14 protein-coding genes and 3 pseudogenes are annotated in these 19,228 nt (G+C 71.2%); 9 read left to right on the top strand and 8 right to left on the bottom strand.

Annotated features, from left to right (window positions below; translation table 11 throughout):
• Positions 1-92 precede the first annotated feature (92 nt).
• A complete protein-coding gene (locus ACZ7IF_RS05930) occupies positions 93-1,292 on the bottom strand; it encodes a PucR family transcriptional regulator (RefSeq protein WP_470963712.1) in 1,200 nt (399 codons plus the stop codon).
• Between the two features lie 167 nt (positions 1,293-1,459).
• Between ACZ7IF_RS05930 and ACZ7IF_RS05925 the strand changes: the two genes are divergently transcribed.
• On the top strand, positions 1,460-2,665 hold the full coding sequence (locus tag ACZ7IF_RS05925; RefSeq protein WP_470963709.1) for a lipase family protein: 1,206 nt from the start codon (positions 1,460-1,462) through the stop codon (positions 2,663-2,665).
• Positions 2,666-2,670: 5 nt separating this feature from the next.
• Here ACZ7IF_RS05925 and ACZ7IF_RS05920 read toward each other — a convergent pair whose 3' ends face one another.
• Positions 2,671-5,562, bottom strand: a complete 2,892-nt coding sequence (locus ACZ7IF_RS05920; RefSeq protein ID WP_470963706.1) for an AfsR/SARP family transcriptional regulator — start codon at positions 5,560-5,562, stop codon at positions 2,671-2,673.
• An 80-nt stretch (positions 5,563-5,642) separates the two neighbouring features.
• Here ACZ7IF_RS05920 and ACZ7IF_RS05915 point away from each other — a divergent pair, with 80 nt between their 5' ends.
• From ACZ7IF_RS05915 to ACZ7IF_RS05905, 3 genes and pseudogenes are all read left to right on the top strand, one after another.
• Positions 5,643-7,322 (top strand): GNAT family N-acetyltransferase, encoded by a 1,680-nt coding sequence (locus tag ACZ7IF_RS05915; RefSeq protein WP_470963703.1) that lies wholly within the window; start codon positions 5,643-5,645, stop codon positions 7,320-7,322.
• Between the two features lie 139 nt (positions 7,323-7,461).
• Positions 7,462-8,649, top strand: a pseudogene (locus ACZ7IF_RS05910) (glycosyltransferase); the annotation flags it as partial.
• A gap of 21 nt (positions 8,650-8,670) precedes the next feature.
• A complete protein-coding gene (locus ACZ7IF_RS05905) occupies positions 8,671-9,411 on the top strand; it encodes an SAM-dependent methyltransferase (RefSeq protein WP_470964615.1) in 741 nt (246 codons plus the stop codon).
• A gap of 50 nt (positions 9,412-9,461) precedes the next feature.
• Here the strand turns inward: ACZ7IF_RS05905 and ACZ7IF_RS05900 are convergent, their stop codons facing one another.
• From ACZ7IF_RS05900 to ACZ7IF_RS05890, 3 genes are all read right to left on the bottom strand, one after another.
• Entirely contained in the window at positions 9,462-10,664 is a 1,203-nt protein-coding gene (locus ACZ7IF_RS05900) for a cytochrome P450 (protein ID WP_470963700.1), read from the bottom strand.
• A 184-nt stretch (positions 10,665-10,848) separates the two neighbouring features.
• Complete coding sequence (locus ACZ7IF_RS05895) at positions 10,849-12,492, bottom strand: PLP-dependent aminotransferase family protein (protein ID WP_470963697.1); 1,644 nt, start codon at positions 12,490-12,492, stop codon at positions 10,849-10,851.
• A 1,075-nt stretch (positions 12,493-13,567) separates the two neighbouring features.
• The gene (locus ACZ7IF_RS05890; protein ID WP_470963694.1) at positions 13,568-13,768 is read right to left on the bottom strand and encodes a hypothetical protein; all 201 of its coding nucleotides are present in this window, start codon (positions 13,766-13,768) and stop codon (positions 13,568-13,570) included.
• A 642-nt stretch (positions 13,769-14,410) separates the two neighbouring features.
• Here ACZ7IF_RS05890 and ACZ7IF_RS05885 point away from each other — a divergent pair.
• The 3 genes and pseudogenes from ACZ7IF_RS05885 to ACZ7IF_RS05875 all read left to right on the top strand — a co-directional run.
• Positions 14,411-14,611 (top strand): annotated as a pseudogene (locus tag ACZ7IF_RS05885) (IS5/IS1182 family transposase); the annotation flags it as partial.
• 2 nt (positions 14,612-14,613) lie between these two features.
• A pseudogene (locus tag ACZ7IF_RS05880) lies at positions 14,614-15,276 on the top strand (hypothetical protein); the annotation flags it as partial.
• A gap of 485 nt (positions 15,277-15,761) precedes the next feature.
• The gene (locus tag ACZ7IF_RS05875) at positions 15,762-16,256 is read left to right on the top strand and encodes a GNAT family N-acetyltransferase (RefSeq protein WP_470963691.1); all 495 of its coding nucleotides are present in this window, start codon (positions 15,762-15,764) and stop codon (positions 16,254-16,256) included.
• 34 nt (positions 16,257-16,290) lie between these two features.
• On the opposite strand, the gene ACZ7IF_RS05870 is transcribed toward ACZ7IF_RS05875, so the two are convergent.
• Positions 16,291-16,599: a hypothetical protein gene (locus ACZ7IF_RS05870; RefSeq protein WP_470963688.1), complete on the bottom strand. Its 309-nt coding sequence runs from the start codon at positions 16,597-16,599 to the stop codon at positions 16,291-16,293.
• Positions 16,600-16,708: 109 nt separating this feature from the next.
• Here ACZ7IF_RS05870 and ACZ7IF_RS05865 point away from each other — a divergent pair, with 109 nt between their 5' ends.
• Complete coding sequence (locus ACZ7IF_RS05865; RefSeq protein ID WP_470963685.1) at positions 16,709-17,248, top strand: IS630 family transposase; 540 nt, start codon at positions 16,709-16,711, stop codon at positions 17,246-17,248.
• Positions 17,249-17,345: 97 nt separating this feature from the next.
• Positions 17,346-17,780 (top strand): hypothetical protein, encoded by a 435-nt coding sequence (locus tag ACZ7IF_RS05860; RefSeq protein WP_470963683.1) that lies wholly within the window; start codon positions 17,346-17,348, stop codon positions 17,778-17,780.
• Between the two features lie 222 nt (positions 17,781-18,002).
• On the opposite strand, the gene ACZ7IF_RS05855 is transcribed toward ACZ7IF_RS05860, so the two are convergent.
• Positions 18,003-18,140, bottom strand: a complete 138-nt coding sequence (locus ACZ7IF_RS05855) for a hypothetical protein (RefSeq protein ID WP_470963680.1) — start codon at positions 18,138-18,140, stop codon at positions 18,003-18,005.
• Positions 18,141-18,318: 178 nt separating this feature from the next.
• Positions 18,319-19,228, bottom strand: a 910-nt coding sequence (locus ACZ7IF_RS05850; RefSeq protein WP_470963677.1) for a tetratricopeptide repeat protein, incomplete at its 5' end; no start/stop codon positions are given.

The following is a 19,228-nucleotide window of genomic DNA, read 5'->3' as shown; positions in this document are numbered from 1 at the left end:
GAAGCCCCGTCAACTGCGCAGCCGGATCGGATGGGTGAAGGCGGCCGGTGGGCCGGCCAGGGCCTGGAGCGCAGCCGCGCCACCCCGTTCCGTCAGCGCAGGACCGAGAACGGCAGCGCCCGGACGGCTTGGAGCGCGGCGTACAACTCGGCGGTGCCGACCGGGTCGGTGACGGTGCGTCCGGTGAGCTCGCGGATCCGGCGCAGCCGCTGACGGACGGTGTTGGCGTGGCAGTGCAGAGCCTGTGCGGCCTCCTCCGTGGAGCCCGAGGCCGCGTACCACGCGGTGAGCGTGCCGATCAGCATGGTGCGCTGCTCGGCCGGGAGATCGAGCAGCGCGCCGAGGACCGAGCGGGCCATCCGCGCGGCGACGTCCGGGGAGTGCACCACCAGTCCGGCGAGCGGGCCGTCGTCGAAGCTGGCGACCGGCGGGCCGGCGGGGTCGGCGGTGGCCAGTGCGAGCCGGGCCAGCCGCAGGCCGGTTGTGCAGTCGGCGAGGCTCGTGAAGACCGGGCTCGCCCCGTAACGGAGGGTGGCCGACCGCTGGAGCACGATCAGCAGCCGCTCCAGGGTGCGCTGGTCGCGGACCGAGACCAGCCCGGCCAGCAGGCCGGCGGTGCGGCTCCAGGCGGAGGCGATGCCGTGGGCGGCGAGCCGGTTTCCGAGCTCGGGCACCGGTCCGGGCGGCGGGTCGGCGACGAGCACCACGAACAGCCCGTCGTACGGCAGGCGCAGGGCGTCCGCCGCCCGCCACAGGGCCTCCGTGGTGCGGGCGGTGCCGTCGAAGAGCTCGGCGAGGGCCGGGGGCGGGGCGTCCACCCGGTCGGCGGCGCCCGACGTCGCATGCTGATAGGCGGCGGTGATCTCGTTGGCGCCCGTCTCGATCAGCCCGAGCAGGCGGGCCGCGCCGTCGGGCAGCGCGTCCAGTCCGTCGTGGCCGGTGTTGCGCGCTTCGGCGGTCAGCTCCTCCAGCAGCATCCGTCCGCCCGCGTGGTAGGCGGCGATCACGGCGGGCAGCGGAACGCCCTGGCCGACCCGTCGGAGTGCGGTGGCCGTGGCGGGGGCGGGGCTGTACCGGCCCGTCAGGGCGCGCAGGGTGAAGGTCAGGTGGGCTCGGCAGGAACCGCGCAGCTCCTCGACGGAAACCAGCCTGCGGTAGGCGGCGGTGCCGGAGGGGGCGAGGATCCGGTCGACGGCGCGTTCGCTCAGTTCGGCCAGCCGCCCGTTGAGGGCTGTGGCCAGTAAGCCGATTCGTCGATCCGTCGCGTGGGTGGTGACGGGGCTATCGGACATGGCCGTATCTTAACGAAACGTACGGCATTGTCGAACGATATATGTCATTGTCGTCGCCCACATGATCGGGATCTACATCCTGTTCGACGCTCCATCACCAGGCACGCGCCGTCCCGTCGATCATCGTGCAGGACCTCCCAACCCTCACTCATCATCCAGGGACACTCATGCGATTCCTGCGCACCGCCGTGCCCGCATTCGCCGCACTGCTGGCCGCCCTCGCGACGGCCGCTCCGGCCTCCGCCGTGGACAGCGGCGACCTCCCCGACGCCTTCTACTCTCCCCCGCCCGGTGAAGTCACCGCCGGGCCGGGCGAACTGATCCAGCGCAGAGCCGCCGAATTCCGGATCGAGCCGACCGGCCTGGTCAACCAGCGCGTCCGCTCCTGGCAACTGCTCTATGGATCCGCCGACGCCGCCGGCCGCCGGATCGCCGTCTCCGGCACCGTCCTCGTCCCCGAGGCCCCGTACGGCGGGCCGGGCCCGCGCCCCGTGGTCGCGCACGCCATCGGCACCCACGGTCTGGGCGACAGGTGCGCACCCTCCCGGGCCCTGGCCAACGGCACCCAGTACGAGAGCATCGTGATCAAGGCGATGCTCGACCGCGGCTGGGCCGTGGTCGCCACCGACTATCAGGGGCTCGGCACCCCCGGCGGGCACAGCTACGTCAACGGGCGGGCCGAGGGCCAGGCCGTGCTGGACTCGGTGCGTGCCGCCCAGCGGCTGCCCGAGGCGGAGATCGCCTCCGACGCCCCGGTCGTCATCGCCGGCTACTCGCAGGGCGGCCAGGCCGCGAGTTGGGCGGCCGAGCTACAGCCCACGTACGCACCGGAGTTGAAGCTGCGCGGTGCCTCGGTCGGGGCGCCCGCCGCGGACCTCCTGGCGGTCGCGAAGGGGGTGGACGGCAGCCCGGCCTTCGGCTTCGGCCTGACCGCCGCCGTCGGCCTCAAGCACGCGTACCCGGAACTCCCGCTGGACGAGCTGTTCACCGACCACGGCCGCAAGCTGCTGGCGGACATCTCCGACGACTGCACGCTGGAGATCGCCGGCAAGTACGGGATGCACAGGTGGGACCGGTTGACCACCGAGGACCCGTTCGCGCGGGCCGACTGGCGCGGCCGGCTCACCGAGCAGCGGGCCGGGACGCGCCGACCGGCAGTGCCGGTGCGGCTGTACCACTCGCGCCTGGACGACGTGATCCCGTACCGGGTGGGCACCGAGCTCAAGGACCGGCTGTGCGGGCTCGGCACGTCCGTCGACTGGGACACGTACCTGACGCCCACCCACATCGCCACCTTCTACGCCGCCGCCCCGGCGACCGTCGGGTGGCTGGCGGACCGCATCGAAGGCCGGCCGGCGGAGAACGACTGCTGACCCGGTCAACAGCGCTGCGGCGGTAGCCCGGTGATGAAGGTGCGGATCTCGTCGGCCTCGGGGACGGCCAGGGCGGTGTAGAGGTCGAGGGCCTGTCGGGCGTGGTCGTGGGCGAGGCCGAAGCGGCCGAGGTCGCGGTGGACGTGCGCCAGGCCGTCATGGGCGCGGGCCTGCTCGGGGCGGTAGCCGAACTCCCGGGCCAGGGTCAGCGCGGCCTCGTGTTCGGCCGCGGCCCCGGCGAGATCGCCCATGGACCGGGCGGCCTCCGCGAGGGCGTTGAGCGACTCGGCCTCGTCTCCGGGGAAGTCGAACCTGCGGCTCAGGTCCAGGGCCTGGCGGTGATGGTGCCGGGCCTCGTCGTAGCGGCCCTGCCGTTGGTACAGCAGCCCGATGTTGTTCAGCACCACGGTCTCGCCGATGCGGGATCCCGTCTCGCGGTACGCGTGCAGCGCTTGCCGGTGGTGCTCGTGGGCGTCCTCGTACCGTCCTCGGCGTTCGTGGACGATGCCGAGGTCGGTCAGGCACCTGGCTTCGCCACCGCGGTCGCCGAGTTCCCGGAAGAGCGCGAGCGACTGCGCGCAGTGGTCGTGGGCCCGGTCGTATTCCCGCCGCCTCCGGGAGACGGTGCCGAGGGCCTGCAGTGCGCCGGCAGCGACGCCCCGGTCGCCGGTCTCGCGCGCGAGGCCCAGGGCTTGCCGGTAGTGCTCGGCCGCTTGCTCGTAGGCGCCGTGCCACCAGAAGTGCACCTGGCCGAGATCGATGAGCGTGCGGGCTTCGGCGGCCGTGTCGCCGCTCCGGCGGGCGGCCAGCAGTGCCAGGCCGCCGAGGGCCAGCGCGTCGGCCTGGTGCGCGTGGCCCAGCAGGTAGCGGTGCAGGGTGGCGGCCAGTTGACCGGTGTGGGGAAGCCAGTCGTGCTCGGCCGCGTACTGGGCGGACGCCATGAGGTTCGCGCGTTCGCCGTCCAGCCAGGCGAGCGCCTCGGCCTCGTCCTGTGGGGGCGAGGCCGGGGTGTCCGGCGCGGGAACGCGTGGCCTGTGGCTCTTGCCCTCGGGGTAGAGGTGGTCGATGGCCGCGCTCGCCGTGTGGAGATAGTGGTGGAACAGCCGGCCCACGGCCTCGCGCTGGGCGTTGGGCGGTTCCTGGGCGGCCGCGGTGGCGAGGGCGTGTTCGCGCAGCAGGTCGTGGAAGGTGTAGCGGCCGAGCTGGTGCTGGGCCAGGACGTGGGCGTCCAGGAGGTCTTCCAGGAGCGTCTCGGCCTGCTCCAGTGGGAGGCCGGCCAGCGCGGATGCCGCTTCGGGGCTGATGTCACGGCCCGGCTGGAGCCCCAGGAGCCGGAACATGCGCTGCTGATCCACAGTCAGCTGCTCGTAGGACAGGGTGAACGCCGCTGCCACTCCTCGCTCCGGGGTGGCCAGCTCGGAGAGTCTGCGGCGCTGGTCGCGGAGCCGGCCGGCCAGGTGGGCGACGGTCCAGCGCGGGCGATGGTGCAGGCGGGCGGCGGCGATGCGGACGGCCAGCGGAAGGAATCCGCACAACTGCAGGACGTCGAGGACGGCCAGGGGCTCGGCGGCCGCCCGTTCGCCGACGATCGCCGTGAACAGCTCCAAGGCGTCCGCGGCGGGCAGCACGTCCAGGGACAGGGCATGTGCCCCGTCCAGGTCGGTCAGCCGCCGGCGGCTGGTGACCAGGACGAGGGCGCGGGAGGAACCGGGCAGCAACTGGCGCACCTGGTCGGCGCCGAGGGCGTTGTCCAGTACGGCCAGCACGCGGCGGCCGGAGAGTTCGGACCGCCACAGCGCGGCGCGATCCGCGACCGACGCGGGTATCTGCTGGGTGGGCACGCCGAGTTGTCCCAGGAGGATCTCGAGCGCGGTACCGGCGTCGAGCGGCGCCTGGCCGGCGGTGTGGGCCTGCAGGTCGACGAAGAGCTGTCCGTCCGGGAAGTGTTCCGCGAGGCGGTGCCCAGCGTGGACCGCGAGCGTCGTCTTGCCGACGCCGGCCATCCCGTCGATCGCCGAAATCGTCACGACGCCGCCGTTGCCGCCCGACCACAGGCGGATCAGGCCGTCGAGCTCGCCTTCGCGTCCGGTGAAGTCCGGGACGTCGTAGGGCAGGAAGCTGATCCCCTGCGGCTTCGCCGGTGCGGCGACCGGCGGCCGCAGATCGGGGGCGTCCCGCAGGATGTCCTGTTCGAGCCTGCTGAACGCGTGGCCGGGGTCCAGTCCCTGCTGATCGGCCAGGGTCGCCCGGAAGGTCCTCGCCACGTCCAGCGCGTCGGTCTGGCGCCCGGCGCGGTGCAGGGCGAGCATCAGCTGGCAGCAGAGCCGCTCCCGCAAGGGGTTGGCGGCCGCGTGGACGGACAGTTCGTCGATGAGGCCGTCGTGCCGCCCCCGGGCCAGTTCCAGCTCGGCCAGGCGCTCGACGGCGGTCAGCAGCTGCCCGTTCAGACGCGTTCTGGCGCTCTGGACGTAATGGGCGGTGATGTCGGCCAGCGGCTCTCCCCGCCACAGCGCCAGTGCGGCACGTATCCGGTCCGCACTGTCCCCCGGGTCGTCCGTGACGGCCGCTGCCCGGGCGGTCAGGCTGGTGAACTCGGCCAGATCGAGTTGCCCCGGCTCTGGGGTGATCACGTACCCGGCCGGTCGCGTGGCCAGCATCCGGTCGGCTTCGCAGGCGCGCAGCATCCGGCGGATCGCGGCGATCGTGGTCTGGATCTGCGCGCGGGCGGAATCCGGCGGCAGCGGCCCCCACATCGCGTCGATCAGGCGATCCGTACTGATCGCGACCCCGGCGTGCAGCAACAGGTAGGCGAGCACCGCGCGATGACGGGGTGCCAGGCCGGGCGCATCCGAACCGGGAGCAACGGCCTCCACCGGGCCGAGGATCGTGAACCGCATTCCGCCACTCCCGGGGTCACCAGCGCGTGCATCGAAGAAGCATCGCGAATGTATCAAGATCGACCGGCAGGGTTGCCGGCATGCCACTCCACACCGTTGAACCGGAGATCGCGACCGGTGACACCGCAGCTCTGTTCACCGCCACGCACCAGGCCCTGGGTGTCATCCCCAACCTGGCCAGGGTGATGGCCAACAGCCCGGCCGTACTGAAGGGGTACTTGGGCGTCGTCACCACCCTGAACGCGGAGGGAACCCTGCCGGCGGACGTGCGCGAGAGCATCGCGTTGCTGGTGGCGCAGGAGAACGGGTCCGACTACTGCCTGTCCGTGCATGCGTTCCGCGGGACCAGGACGGCCGGGCTGAGTGCGGCCGAGGCCACCCGAGCACGCCGGGGCGAGGCCGACGACCCCTGGGCCGCCGCCGTCCTGGAGCTGGCCGCCGTGACGGTCCGTGACCGCGGATCCGTTGCCGACGAGCAGCTGGCCGCGGCCCGGCGCGCCGGTCTGTCCGACGGGCAGATCGTCGAGGTCATCGCCCATGTCGCCCTCAACGTGTTCACCAACTACCTCGCCACGGCTGCCCGTGTCGTCGTCGACTGGCCGCTCGTGCGCCACACCGACTGGACGAACGCCCGAAGTACCCGAAGAAACCGAAGCAACCCGAGCACCCCGAGCACCCCGAGCACCCCGAGCACCCCGAGTAACCGAAGCAACCCGAGCACCCGACGTACGACCGACCCGACCACGAAGGCCATCACCTTGCCCGCACCAGTACAGGTCAATCCGCTCCAGGACGTCTCGGCCGCCGAAGCCGTCGCGTGGCATCAGGTCGTCGCGGCCTCGACGGCCCACGACCTGCCCGGAGTACCGACGCCCGACCCCGGACAGATCCACGCCCAGCTCACCCTGCCCGCTCTGGGCAGCCGCCGGCTCGCCTGGCTGGCCACCGGTGCGGACGGCGTCCCCGTCGGGGTCGCCGGCCTGCGGGTGTTCACCTCCCCGGGCCAGGAGCACCTCGCCGAACTGGAACTCCACGTCGACCCCGCACACCGCCGCCTGGGAACCGGTTCCCGCCTGCTGTCAGAGGCCGTGGCAGCCTGCCGCGCCGAGAACCGGCGCAGCCTGATCACCACGGTAGCCGCCGACGGTCCGGGCGAGGCCTTCGGCGAACGGCAGGGCTTCCGCCGGGCACTGGCCTTGAGTCACCTCGTGCTGAGCCTCGACGAGACGGACGGGGCCGGCCTGCTCCGGATCGCCGGTGCCCGGCACCCCGGCTACCGGCTGACCGGCTGGACCGGAACCGTTCCCGACGACCTCGCCGACGCTTTCGCCGCGGCCAAGAACGCGATGAACGACATGCCCGTCGGTGACCTGGACTACGGCAGTGTGGCGTGGGACGCGGACCGCGTTCGCGCCATGGCCGCGGTGGTCGCCGGCCGCGGGGACACTCTGCTGACCGTCGCCGCCGTACACGACAGCGGCACCATGGCCGGCTACACCGAGATCCTGATCCCTCACGGAGCGCCGCCGCGGGTCCAGCAGTACGACACGGCGGTCGTGCCCGAACACCGCGGCCACGGGCTGGGGTTGTGGGTCAAGGCCGCCATGGTGCGCCGACTGCGCGCCGAGTACCCCGGCGTCGTCGAGATCGAGACGGACAACGCCGACGACAACGTCCACATGCTGGCGGTCAACCACAGCCTGGGGTTCCGCTCCTACCGGCGCACGTGCGAGCTCCAGCTCGACGTGCCCGCGACCTGATCCGGGTGGCCGAGCGGGCACCCGGCCGCCATCACCCGGCACGAACCAGCCCAGGGGGCCCGGGGCAGGACCCGGAATACCGGATCCTGCCGCACCGTTGCCGGCCGGGACCGGAACCCACAGAGATGAGACAGACGACATGCGTGTGCTGTTGATGGCGTACGGATCGCGCGGCGACATCGCGCCACTGGCGGGACTGGCGGCCGAGCTGCGGAATCTCGGCGCGGAAGTACGCGTGTGCGCACCGCCGGACGAGGAGTTCGCGCAACTGCTGGCCGGTGTGGGCGCGGAACTGGTGCCCTTCGGGCGGGACGTGCGGGCGCTGCGGACGGGAGCGCCGCCATCGGACGCGGCCGCGTTCGCGGCCGAGCTGGTCGCCGCGCACTTCGACACGGTCGGCAAGGCTGCCGAGGACTGTGACGTGCTGGTGGCGAGCGGTCTGATGCCGGCCGGCGCCCGCTCGGTGGCCGAGAAACTGGGCATCCGCTACGTGTACGCCGGCTTCCACCCGTTCGAGATGCCCTCCGAGCACTACCGGCCGTCGCCGCGGCCCGGCCCGCCGGCTCCGCCCGACATGACCGACAACCGGGCCCTGTGGGATTTTGACGCCCGGAAGGTCGACGCCCTTTACCTCCGGCCCCTCAACGCCCACCGCGCGGCGATGGGCCTCGCACCGGTGGACAACGTACGCGACCACGTCTTCACCGAACGGCCGTTGCTGGCGGTGGACCCGGTCCTGGGCCCCTGGGAGCAGCTGACGAACCTCGACCTCGTGCAGACCGGCGCGTGGATCCTGCCCGACGAACGCCCTCTGCCCGCCGATCTGGAAGCGTTCCTGGACGCCGGCACCCCACCGGTGTACGTCGGCTTCGGCAGCATGCCCATGGGCACAGCCTCCGGCATCGCCCGGACGACCGTCGAAGCGGTCCGCGCGCAGGGCCGCCGCGTGCTCGTCTCCCGCGGCTGGGCGGACCTGGGCCTGCTGGACGACTCGGACGACTGCTTCGCCGTCGGTGACGTCAACCACCAGTTGCTGTTCCGCCGGGTCGCGGCCGTCGTACACCACGGGGGCGCGGGCACCACGACCACCGCCGCCCGGGCCGGTGCACCCCAGGTGGTGGTACCCCAGTTCGTGGACCAGCCGCACTGGGCCGCGCGTGTGGCCGAACTCGGCGTCGGCGCGGCACACGACGGCCCGACCCCGACCTTCGAGTCGCTGTCAGCCGCACTCGGAACGGCCCTGGCCCCCGGGACAGAAGCACGGGCGAGGGCCGTCGCCGCCACGATCCGCACCGACGGGGCGGCGGTGGCCGCGAAGCTGCTCCTCGGCCCGGAGCACGCCGCACCGCTGAGCCGCGAACAGATCTCCGCGATCGCCCATGCCGACCACCCGATAAAATCTCCGCTCGACGACGACTCGGTCAGCCGGCTGCTCGAACGCGGCCTCCCGCGGGGCGACGAGCGCGTGCTCGACCTCGGATGCGGCACGGCGGAATGGCTTCTGCGCGCCCTGGCGACGCGCCCGCACCTGCACGCCGAAGGCGTCGACGTCTCCGAAGTCTCCCTGACGCGGGCCCGCCGGGCAGCGCGCGGACTCGGAGTCGACGAGCGCCTGGTCCTCCACCGGCAGCAGGCCGCGGACTTCGGCTCTCCGCAGCCGTTCGACCTGGTGATCAGCGTCGGTGCCACCCATGCCTTCGGCGGCCTCCTGCCCACCCTCGCGGCAGCCCGCGAGCACCTGGCCCCCGGCGGCCGCGTTCTGATCGGCGAGTCGTTCTGGGACCGCGCCCCTTCGCCGGCGGCCGTCGAGATGTTCGGTGACCTCGACGACCTGGCGACCACGGTGGACCGCGTCGTCGCCGACGGCTGGACCCCCGTCCACGGCCATGTCAGCACCCGCGCTGAGCTGGACGCCTACGAGTGGGCTTGCTGGGGCTCACTGGCCGCATGGGCTCTGGACCACCCTGCCGATCCGGCCGGCGCACAGGTACTGGAAGCGGCCACGACCCAGCGTTCGCAGTGGCTGCACGGCTACCGGGACTGCTTCGGCTTCCTCTGCCTGGTCCTGCGCCGGACATCGGAGCGGTGAGGCAACCGCGGGGGCGCCCGCACCGACCCTTCCGATCCGGCAGGCAGGGCCTACCCGCCCCCTCCGGGAGGGTTCGCGCGGCCGGTTGCGGAGTCTGCGAGGCCTTCCACGCACAGGCGTGCGGTGTAGCGGGCGGCCCACCCGGCTACCCGGGACGGCTGCGAAGGGTCGGGTCGGACGCCGGGGTGGAGGTCGAGGATGCCGGCGACCAGGCCCTCGACGATGGCGGGAATGAACGCGCCGACGAGGCAGGCGTGTTCTCCGTGTCCGAAGGTGGTCAGAGGCTGCCGCCGACGGCGGAGGTCAAAGGTCTCCGGCTGCTCGAACACCGTCTCGTCGCGGTTCGCGGAGCCGATCGCGGCCAGGACCTGTGCACCGGCCGGCAGTCGTGTGCCACCCAGCTCGACCGGTCGGGTGGTCATGCGCTCGACGAGCCCGAAGGGCGGCATCCACCGCAGGACTTCGTGGACGGCATCGCCGAGGAGCTCCGGACGGTCCCGGACGAGCCCGCGCTGTTCCGGGTCGTTGAACAGCGCGACCAGGAGGGTGCCGGCCGCCCAGCCCGGTTCGGGAAGGGAAGGGAGCACCACGCGGATCGTCGGGAGTACCTCTGCGACGCTTCGCGGACAGAGGCCTCCGGGGGTGACGTGCCGCCACCGTGCGGTCGCCGAGGACGGGTCCGGGCCGAGGCCCTCGAGCCAGGGGGTGAGGGCGGCGTCGAGTCCGGCCATGGCGGCGGCCGAGACCGCGACCTTGGCGGGGTCTGCCGGATTCAGGGCACCCAGCCACAGGGCCCGTGCCGTGCGCAGCAGGGTCGTGCTGTCGAGGTCGAGGCCCAGCATCCACCGGAACACCTCGGCCACGACGGGTTGCAGGACCTCGCCCATGAGGTCCGCCCGCCCGTGCATGCCGGAAACCCGCTCGATGACCAGCTTCCGTGCGTGCTCCCGGGCCAGACCGGCCCGTTCGGGCTCGAAGAGGTCCTCGACGCTGGCGCGCAGGCCTTTGTGGAAGTCGCCGCTGCTGGACAGGATGTTCTCCGGCCCGAAGATCTCCGACATGGGGGACGGAAAAGCGGTGGTGAAGCTTTCGCTGTCGTTCATCACCTGACGTACGTCCTGCCAGCGCGTGACGAGCCAGCAGCCGAGTGCGGGGATCTCGGCCACAGGGTGGTCACGTCGAAGCCGCTGGTAGATCGGATAGGGATCCGCGTGGAGCACCTCCGGTGTGATGGTGTCCAGGAACGCGGTCATGGGTCCTCCCGAATCGGGGGTGGTCTTCGGGCTTCCGGCCGACGTGGCGTTGGCCGGGGAGCCAGGACGGTGACAGGCGGACGGGTGGCGCCCCCGGCCCTGTTGCCCCGCACGCGGGGACGTGCGGGGCAACAGGGCCGGGAGGCCGGCGGGCGCGGTGGCGGTCCGGCCGCCGGCCCGCAGGTCAGCGCTGGCGGGGAAGCGGGGGTCGTTCGGCGTCCTGTTCGGCGGAGCGGTCGAATGCTCCGGGGCGGGAGAGGTCGTCAAGGAGCTCGTCGATGAGTTCCCGCGTGACGTGCGGCATCACGTAGACGTGGCTGTAGTCGTGCCGGCGGCCACCGAGGTTGAGCGGAACGCAGGCGAGCGAGTACTTCTGCGCGATCTCGGCGCGCGGCTGCTGGAACCAGACGCTGAGCGCATGGTCGCCGTGGCCGACCTCGATGCCGTCCTCGGCCCAGGGCTCGCCGCGTTCCCGCAACTGCGCGCTGAGGCTCCTGAGGCGTTCCGCCGTGTACTCGGCGATCCGCAGGACCTCGGCGGCCTGCCGTACCTGCTGCTCCTCGCTGAACTGCGCGAGGTGGTTCCACATGGCCAGAGAGGCGAAGCCGCTGCGGGAGCCGGCGAACGTGCTGTCCGGGGAGGAGACCACCGCGGGGTCCGACGGCGGCCGCAGCTTGGATCCCGCACGGGACATGTAGATCCCGGTGGGGACGGGCGCACCGGGGTACTTGTGGCCGCTGGTGACGATCGAGGACACCTCGGGGATCCGGAAGTCGAACACCGGCGGCGCGCTGTCGATGAGTCCGCAGTCGCGGGCCTTCTCCAGGTAGGGGGCGTAGGCGCCGCCCAGTGCTCCGTCGACGTGGATCCAGTAGCCGTTGCGGACGCTGACCCGGGTCGGGTCGTCGGGGTCGAAGCGCACGGTGCGGTCGACGAGGCCGTGCTTCTCGAAGACCGGGCGCAGGCGCTCGCACGCGGTCCGGACGTCGTCGTAGGCGCCCTTGAAGACGCTGCCGACGTTGAAGTTCACCAGGACGGGGTGGCCCTTGGCGGCGAAGAACTCCACGAGGGCGACCAGGGCGTCGACGTCGACCGTGCCCGGTCCCTCGTCGCCGCCGGTGGTCGGGACGCCTCCGAGGGGCCAGCCGTTGTAGGTCTGCATCCCGGTGCCGGACACGTCGACGGGGCACTCCCCCGGGTAGAGGCTGCCGCCCAGGTCGTAGAAGGTCGGGATGTCCAGTACCCGCATCGCCTTGATGTGGGAGTAGTGGGTCTCCTGCGAGAAGAACGCCACCGGGGAGTAGGCGTTGGGGTTGTCGTCGGGGTGCTGGGCGCGGAGGTAGCTGGTCCGGCAGCTGGCGTCGCCGGAGACCTCGTCACGCACCAGGGCATTGCCGTCGAGGTAGTCGCGCGCGTTCCACATCGCGTACAGGTTGCCCTCGGTGCTGCCCATGGACAGCACGTACCCCCACCCGTCCTCGTTCCCCGGACGGGCCGGGTTCTGGGGCAGCGGGGCGTGCCACAGGCGGGCGTAGTGCTCCAGGACCGCCCGCTCCAGCCACCGCGAGTGAAGGCTGTAGTTGCTGTCGACGAACGGGTCCCCGATGTTGTTGATGTGGTAGCCGAGGAAGCGCCCGAGGGCGGCGTGGCCGTCGAGCGACAGGTTGACCTGGTACCCCAGCAGACGCCCGCTCCGCTCGCCGAGGTACCCCTCCAGCTTGGAGAGGACCGCGATCCGCTGCTCGTCGGTGTAGGCGTCGGTACCCAACCGGTAGTCGTCGTTGGCCGGCAGCGCCGCCCGAGGCGTATCGATGTGTTCGACGGTCATTCCATGTCCCATTTCTGAGCAATTCTCCGAAGCGGAATTCAGGCGTTGAATCGCCGCCTGACGGGAAAGGCTTCGGCAGGTGCTCGTGCCCAAAGAGATGAAGTTGGTTGCGAGAGTTGTCCGCCTGTACGGCGCCCAACGTGTCCGGATAGCCGACGCAACCCGCTACCGGGGCACTGGCCTGCTGAAACGGCGGAAATTGGCATGCTCGACCACCCCGCCCAGGACCTCGCGGGACACAGGATATGCGTGACATGACGCCCCGATTGCCCGACTGTCAACGTTTATTCTCGCCCTCATCACTTCGGGCGAAGCGGGTTTACTTTGAATTTCCCGGAAACCCCTTCGGGAGGAACGTTTCCGCAATCCTTGGGATAGCGGCTTTGGGTCATCAAGAGTGCACGGATGGCCGAATTCGGCGCTTGGGGGGACCGGGTCGCGTGTTCCGGCAGCCCCCGCCGACGACCCCGGCCCTCGCGGCGGCACGAGCCGCTCGGCCGGTACGAGGCACCCGTGCGCGACGCGCTGGAACGTCCGGGTGCGCCTCGGCCCGCGCGCGACCACCGGTGACCTGGCTCATCAGCCCGTGCCGGGCAGCCGGGCGAAGTGTCCCCGCGGCCGCACCGGCTGTGCCGTGCGCATACCGCGGCCGCCGGTCAGAGGGCTCGCCGGCTCGCCCCGTCAGCTCGTACGGCTTGCCGCGGGAGCTGTGGCGGCCCCTGCCACGGTTGGCACTGCGCCCGTACGGACCGTCCCCGCGGGCGCGGCCCCTCCCCCGGCGGACCAGCCGCGCCGCGTGATCCGCCGTGGATCGCGTCCCGGGACTTCCGCCGGCGGGGCAGGTCCGCCGGCAGACCGCGGTGGTTCGCCCCGCGCATCGCGCGCTCCAGCGCCACCCGGCACATCGGCCGCGAGTACACGAAGTTCCCCGGCCCGCCCGCCCTGCTCTCCCACACCCCTCGCCGGGCCGGTCCCGGTGCTCGCACGGCCAGTCCACCACGGCACCGACGAGCCGAGGTACCCCTCCGGGTACGGAACGGCCGGGCTCGCGGCGCGCGGGCGGATGGTGCTCTGGTCAGAACGTCTCGTCGTGCAGGTCCTCTTCGCGCAGCAGGTCGTCCTCGCGGCGGCGCGAGGTCTCCTTCTGGCCCTGCTCCTGTTCCCGCTCACGAGACGCCTTACCCGCCCGGGGGTGCGCTGGGTCCCCGGGACGCTGATGGCCTTGCGGCTCGCTGCTCTTGCCCGGTTCCTGACGCTTGCCCTGCCTACCGCCCATGACGGCGACTCCTCTTGATGCGCGGGGTACGGATTCCTCTTGGATGACGCTGACACGCGCAGGGGCGGTCCGCACCATGTCGACCGCAAAGCGAGGCGCACGGGTGATGCCCGTCCCCGGTGTGGCGGCGTCGGAAGGGGGGCCACCGCTGCGGTACCGAAGACGGGCGCGCCCCCGCCCCTGCACGGGCCGTGGCGGGTGCCGCCTGGTACGTGGGGCAGAGGTGCGTGTGGACCGCGTCGCGGATCCTGGCGGCCTTGGCCGACTCGTCGGGAGCACCATCGAGTGGTACGACAACTCAACTCATCTGGCCGAGGCTATGACCTGCGCGTTTCCCCTCACTGAGACGCGAAAGTCAGCACCGGACCAGCACCGCAGATTCTCGTGCTGATTTGACAACAACGACACCCCAGCCCGGCGCGAATGCAGACCTGCCACAAGAAGCAAGCAGAGTCACTCACCTAGCGCGTCTCCGCTGCTTCCGACCGCTGGACGATCTTCCGCTTCCAAGGCTTGCTCTTGCCGAAGGCCGGCTGTCCGGCCTGGTGGATCACGGCTTGGGCCCGGCGGTAGGTATCGCCGGGCCCAAGGCGTCAGCCGGCTGGTAGCGCTATCCGTCGAGAAGCCGGCCGACCCTGGATCGCGCCTCGGATGATTCCGGTCCTGGAGCGCATCCGCGTCCCTCGGCCGAAGGGCGGGCACCCGCGCACCCGCCCCGACCACCTCAGCGGCGATCACGCCTACAGCTCTCGGCGCAACCGCCGCTACCTGCGGCGCCGACAGATCAAGCACACCATCCCTGAGCCGAGGAACAGGCAGGCCAATCGCTTGTACCGTGGAAGCGCGAGGACAAGGTCCCCGCCAACAGCATCATGGCCAAGGCCCAGGTCCTGTTGGACTGCGGCTCCCCCGCCGCCACCGCGAAACACGCGGCAGGTCCCGTCCCCTCGGCCAAGGCCGACCTGGCCGAGCTCGACGCCGACAACGCCGCAACAGCCGCCAAGGCCGCCCAGAACATGAAGGCCACCCAGGCCGCCAAGCCCGCCCCGCGCGCCGCCCTGGACTGCCAACCCGGCGCCTACAAGATCGACGTCCCCGGCAAGCCCCTGAACTGGAGCGCACCGCTCCTGGCCAACGACGGCATCCGCCTGCGCGAATCCACGTTCCTCAGCGCCCACCTGGACAACTGGCGACTGTGCAACGTGACCGAGCGGAACGGCGTCATCGAGGCGTCCCTGTGGAACTGGGGCAACGGCGGATGCGCGACCATCCCGGCGAACATCGCCAACCAGGAGCAGGCCTACCTGACGACGGCCACCTGCGGGGAGGACGACCTCCAGCGGTTCTACATCTACCGCGACGTACCCGGCAGCACGAAGATCGGTCTGCAGAACAAGTACACCGGCTCCATGATGGGGCACGACCGGTACGCGGACGGGGAACTCATCCGCCAGTACTCCAGCGGACGGCACGACGGAACGGGTACGTACACCCTGACCGGAGTCTGACGGCCCCCACCCCGTGAGCGCGGCCCCGCACGTGAACCCCCGGCCGCCGCCCGGTTCCGTGCGGGGCCCTCCGCGTCTCTCTCCCGAGCCCAGCCTCGGGGACCGGCGCCCACGGCCGAACGTCCCCTGCTGCATGCGGCGAACCCCTGCCAAGATGGTTCGCGCTTCAACCCCCGGCGACAGAAGCGAGGTCGACTCACGTGCATGCGAGGCTCGTTGACGGTGGCCGACGAGTTCTCGTCTCGGTTCGTCATCAACCCATCGGACAGGCCCTAGTGCTGTGCCGCGTTAGCTCGTGGAGGGGTGCAGGTGAACCTCCGTGCGTGCGCTACGTCGGCTGAACGTGACGGTGCCGACGCAGACACCGTCCGCGCGGCCTGGATCTGCGAGCTGTGTGTCCAGGTCGTGGACACGATAAGGTCCGCTCGATAGTTCGAAGCCTTCCGGTCTGCCGGAAGGCTTCTCGCGTTCTCGAGGAGGATCAGATGGCAGACTTTGTTGTCCGCAGAGCGGGCGCCGAGGACCGCGACGTCCTGGAACGACTCTGGCCGCTTTTCCTGCACGACCTGTCGGAGTTCTGGGGCGTCCTGCCGAACCCGGACGGAACATACCGCCGCGAGTGGCTGGAGTCGGCGATCGGCGATCCCACCTGGTCGGCTTATCTCATATGGTCTGTTGACCGGCCGGTCGGCTTTGCGTTCGTACGCGCGCTCGGCAGCGATGCGCGCGTGCTGAACAGCTTCTTCGTGGTGCGTGGGGCACGCCGGTCGGGCCTCGGGTTGCGAGCGGTGCAGGCCGTCCTGGCCGCGCACCCTGGCCGATGGGAGATCGCTTTTCAGGAGGAGAACGCGGGCGCGGCACGCTTCTGGCGTCACGTCGCTTCCGAAGTCGCGGGCGAGGCCTGGACCGAGGAGCGGCGACCGGTGCCTGGGAAGCCCGAGCTGCCGGGGAACACATGGGTTGCCTTCGATGCGCGGTAGTCCTCCTTCGCGTGAGTTCGTGGAGGGGTTTTGGTCAGGCCGCCCGGTCACCGAGGTAGAGGTGGCAGGCACAGTCCATGCAGGCTTCGGGGCTGCCGGCAGGCAGGCCGGTGGGCAGGAGGTCGTCCTCGTACGTGCCTCGGCTGGCGAGGTAGAGGGCGAAGCCCCAGGTGTGCAGGACGCCGGTGAAGCGCAGGCGGCATAGCGGCAGCGGTTCCTCCTCGCCCGGCAGTTCCCCCGCCACGTAGGCGAATCCCCAGCGGAAGCGCACCTGGACGCGGGCGAGCCGGGGCCAGCGTTCCTTGGCGCGGACGTTCAGACGGTGGCGCAGGTGATCCTGCATGGACTCGGGCGGACTTCGGCACGGGTCCATCCTGCTGGGTCACCCCCTCATACGCCGTGATCATCACTTTGGGCCCAGGTGGCGTTGGCGATCGTGGCCGCCGCCACCGGTGCGCCCCGCGCACCCGGAAGCGACCTGGTCGCACCGCACGATCGCCGCCCCCGCCAGGCGCCACCCCGGTCGTCCCGCCAGGCCGGGCGAGCCCGCTCGCGAGGAGTTCGAGTACCGCCGCCACGGCACCGCCGCGCTGGTCGCCGCCCTGGACGTGCGCACCGGCGAGGTCCTCACCGAGATCATTGCCCGCAACGACGCAGCGACGTTCACTGCCTTCCTCGACCAGCTCGACACGGCCATCGCCCCAGACCAGGACATCCATGTCGTGCTGGACAACGGCTCCTCCCACACCGCCAGGCACACCAAGGCGTGGCTGGCCGACCACTCGCGCCGGCACTGGACCCCGCCGCACGCCTCCTGGCTCAACCAGATCGAGCTGTTCTTCTCCGTCCTGACCCGCCGAGTGCTGCGACACGGTGACTTCTCCAGCCGCGATGACCACATCGACAAGCTGGAGAGTTACGTCATCGGCCGCAACGAGACCGCGAAGCCGTACAGATGGACCTATGAGGGCAGCCCACTCAAGACCGCCTGATCAGACCCGACGCCCCTCCACGAACTTGCGCGGGGCAGCACTGGGTGTGCACCTGTCCGGCCGATCACGGTTGTGGGCTGTCGGGCATGATGCCTGGGTGAGCGTCATCGTGAAGTTCTTCGTGGCGCCGGACGACACGTCGGCGAGTCTGACCCTCCAGACCGGGCCGGGACGGGCATTCGAGTCGCTCTCCGTCGGGAACTTCGATCCCGAAGGGGCTGTGGTCGAGTGGGAATGCCTTCTGGCCGACGGCAGTTTCGAGGAACTCGTCGAAGCCGGTGAGCCTCGCATCGTCGCTGGCCAGGACCATGACGAGTGCGTCGTCTTCGCGATGTCGACCCGCCTGTCCGCTGCACTCGCGGACGCAGAGCACTCCAGGCTGCGTGACGTTGCTGCCGCGTGGGCTCAGCTGCGCGCGGAGGACGGCGAGGCCATCGGCACGGAGATCGCGGACGTGATCCTGAGTGATCTGGCTGACCTCGTCAGCAGCGCCCGGCGCCAGAACCACAGCGTCTACTGCTGGGTCGCGTAGGAGCTCGTGTGCGGAGCCAGACGGCTACGGCCGCAGCGGTGGCGGTGCCGAGGAAGACGTAAGGGCTGTCCCGTAATCCCCGGCGGGCGCACGACGCCGGCTACGGCACCTCGCCGCGTTGTCGGAACGCCCGAATACGCCCAGTACGGGGGCGCCCCTCCGCCTTGCGATGCACCGCATCCGACGCCGTGCGCCGATCCACCGGGGATCACGGGACAGCCCTTAGCCGCGCTTGTCGTAGCGTGTGGCGACCGCTCGGGACTGCTTCAGGCGGTTGATCGCCCGTTCGACGGTGCTGCGTGCGTCGATGACCTGGCCGTCCTGCCATCCAGCGATGCCCCCTGAGATCTCTTCGGCCATGGCCTGGGCTCAAGTAGTGGCGCGGGCTGGCCACTGGCTACGACAAGACCGCCACCACCTGCTTCGCCGGACTCCACCTCGCCACCATCTTCATCTGGTCAGGTCTGGCGTAGGCCTTGTTGGCGTGCAGCTGTTGGCATTCGAAATGCCAGCCGTGATGCGGATGAGCTGCTGAGCGTCATGTGACGGCAGTGCCTTCGTCTTGGACTCTGTCCTGCCACTGGGCGAGCTCGCGTCGGGTGGCCAGGGTGTTGGGGTGGTGTGGGCCGTGAACCCGCTGTCGGTCGGCCAGTACTTCGGTGAGGGTGCTGACTGCCTGGGCAGGATCGCCGGCCTCGCCCTGCCATCGGGCGAGGTTGTGCCGGGTTGTCAGGGTGATGGGGTGGTGTGGGCCGAGGACCCGCTGTCGGTCGGCCAGTACTTCGGCGAAGGCAGTAGCCGCCCCGGCAGGATCCCCTGCCTCGCCCTGCCAGTAGGCGAGGTTGTGGCGGACGGTCAGGGTGCCCGGGTGGTCTGGGCCAAGGACCCGTTCCACGTCAGCCAGAAGGTCGGCGTAGGCGGTGGCCGCGGTGGCCGCGCCTCCTGCCATCCCGCGCCACCAGGCGAGGTTGCTTCGCGTGGTGAGGGTGCGGGGGTGTTCTGGGCCGAGGACCCGTTCCACGTCAGCCAGAAGGTCGGCGTAGGCGGTGGCCGCGGTGGCCGCGTCTCCTGCGATCCCGCGCCACCAGGCGGAATCATGCCGGGTGGTCAGTGTGTCGGGGTGGTCCGGGCCCTGTACTCGCTCGCGGTCTGTCAGGAGGTCGGCGTAGGCGGCGGCCGCTCCGGCTGCATCCCCTGTTGTCCCCCGCCACCAGGCGAGGTTGCCTCGGGCGGTCAGGGTGTCGGGGTGGTCGCGGCCCAGAACCCTCTTCATGTCCACCAGCAGGTCGACGGTGGCGGCGGTGGCGCCGGCCACGTCCCCTGTCGACCCTCGCCATCGGGCGAGGTTGCTTCGGGTGGTCAGTGTGTCGGGGTGGTCCGGGCCCTGTACTCGCTCGCGGTCTGTCAGGAGGTCGGCGTAGGCGGCGGCCGCTCCGGCTGCATCCCCT

The sequence above is a fragment of the Streptomyces sp. NPDC037421 genome (genome assembly GCF_055602105.1).
Note: the sequence above shows the minus strand (reverse complement) of the source record. Positions and strands in the feature narration are given on the sequence as shown.